The organism is Limosilactobacillus urinaemulieris, from assembly GCF_014838745.1.
In the GTDB taxonomy this organism is placed as follows: Bacteria; Bacillota; Bacilli; order Lactobacillales; family Lactobacillaceae; genus Limosilactobacillus; species Limosilactobacillus urinaemulieris.
In genome coordinates, this window is record NZ_JABUXR010000045.1 from 1 (window position 1) to 953 (window position 953).

1 protein-coding gene is annotated in these 953 nt (G+C 36.8%); it reads left to right on the forward strand.

Annotated features, from left to right (window positions below; all coding sequences use genetic code 11):
* On the forward strand, nt 1-953 hold a 953-nt coding region (locus tag HUK45_RS09345; protein ID WP_191912053.1), incomplete at both ends, for a MucBP domain-containing protein.

The window sequence follows — 953 nt, forward strand, 5'->3', positions numbered from 1 at the left end:
GTTATAAATTAATGAATTCAGAAGTTTTGAATAAGTATTTCCATTTTGATAAACAAGGTAATGCCTGCCTTAAGAAAGGTATTACTACGCAAGACATTAACATTAATTTAGATTACGCATCATTGTCACCAATCAAAATAGAGTATGTTGATGTAGATAACGGGCATATTTTAGCATCAATCGTTCTAGATAGTTTCTGGATGGCCCCTGAATCTCCACAACACCGTGCTGGTGATAAGAAAGCACCGGATGCATCACGCTATGAAGCCGCAGCCATTAATATTCCTGGATATAAATTAGTTTCTGAACCTGTTTTAAAGGGTAAAATCACTGGTCAAACTCGAAATTCGTTAGCTGATCCTAACTATGTTTATTTAACTTTCAAGTATAAGAAGGTTATGAAAAATAATTCTGATAGTAATAGGACTGAATTGTTACTTGTTCCAGAAGAAACAAATCTACCGTACAAACTCTTTACGATTGCTGGTAGCTATGGCGAAAGGATTGACCTAAACAATGGTAATTATGAGGAAAAAATGAGTGAGGAGATTAGCCATTGCGAAAAACAAGGTTACTCCTATATAGGAAGTACAGGGACATATCTTAATTCTGATTATTTCAATTGGTACGCTAAAGGGATACATGTTTACTTGCTACCAAACAAACCAGTAACTGTGAGGTACATTGATGAGCAAGGAAATGTGCTTAGGAATAATGATACGCTTGCGTTCAACCTAGATAATCCTAACCAAAAAAATAATGGGGTTAATCCGCAAAAAGGCTGGTATGCAAAGGGTCCATGGCAAGTCCAACCTAAGAAAATTAAAGGTTATCGTCTTGTTCGTACTCTTGGAGCGACGAGTGGCCAGTATACTGTATACCAGTACATCACAACTTTTGTTTACACTAAGGACACAGATCCAACTGATCCCAAAACGCCAGAGACAACAACA